At 66.0% G+C, this 894-nt stretch carries 1 protein-coding gene; it reads left to right on the top strand.

The features are described from left to right. Positions 1–164: 164 nt before the first annotated feature. The coding region (locus HGI47_RS22085) for a transposase (RefSeq protein WP_168854900.1) at positions 165–894 on the top strand (730 nt) is incomplete at its 3' end.

Raw genomic sequence — 894 nt, 5'->3', positions numbered from 1 at the left:
CTTCAAGTGGCCGGGCATTCAGGACGGCGTTATGCGGCTGACGGCGGCACAACTCGGCGCACTTCTGGAGGGCCTGGACTGGCGTCGGGTGCATGGCGGAAGACGTCCGATCGCCCCGCAGATTGCCGGTTGACGGGGCTTTTGACTGCTGATTCAATGCCCCCATGCTTATGGAAGCGGATCTTCCCGAAGACATCGAAGCGCTCCGTGCGTTCGCCCTCGAACAGGTCCGGATGCTGACCGCGGAACGTGCCGCAGCAGCCGAGTTGGCGCTCGCAAAGGGCGAGGCCGATGCCGAGATCGAGCGGCTCCAGTCGATCATCGATGCGTTCATGCGTCATCGGTTCGGCGCGCGGTCCGAGCAACTCGATCCCGACCAACTTCAGCTCGGCCTGGAAGATGTCGAGACGGCTCTGGGCCAAGCCCGGGCTGCCCGCGAAGCGGCATCTCCACAGTCCAAGAGCGATCGCCAGCGCAAGACCAACCGCGGCTCGTTGCCCGCACACCTGGAGCGGATCGAGCAGGTCGTCGATGTCGAGGACAAGGCCTGCCCCTGTTGCGGCGGTGCGCTGCATCAGATCGGCGAGGACGTGGCCGAGCGCCTCGACGTCGTACCCACCACCTTCCGCGTCCTGGTCACGCGCCGGCCGCGATACGGCTGCCGTTCGTGCGAGAGCGCGGTCGTTCAGGCTCCAGCGCCAGCCCGGATCGTCGAGGGTGGCATTCCCACCGAAGCGCTGATCGCGCAGGTGCTGGTGGCCAAGTACGCCGATCACCTGCCGCTCTATCGTCAGGCGCAGATCTATGCCCGGCAAGGCATCCAGCTCGACCGATCGACACTGGCGGACTGGGTCGGACGGGCAGCCTGGTATCTTCGTCCGTTGCGCGACCACA

Source organism: Novosphingobium sp. ERN07 (assembly GCF_012641335.1).
Lineage (GTDB): Bacteria > Pseudomonadota > Alphaproteobacteria > Sphingomonadales > Sphingomonadaceae > Novosphingobium.
The sequence above is the reverse complement of the archived record's forward strand: the minus strand, read 5'-3'. Positions and strand labels throughout refer to the sequence as shown.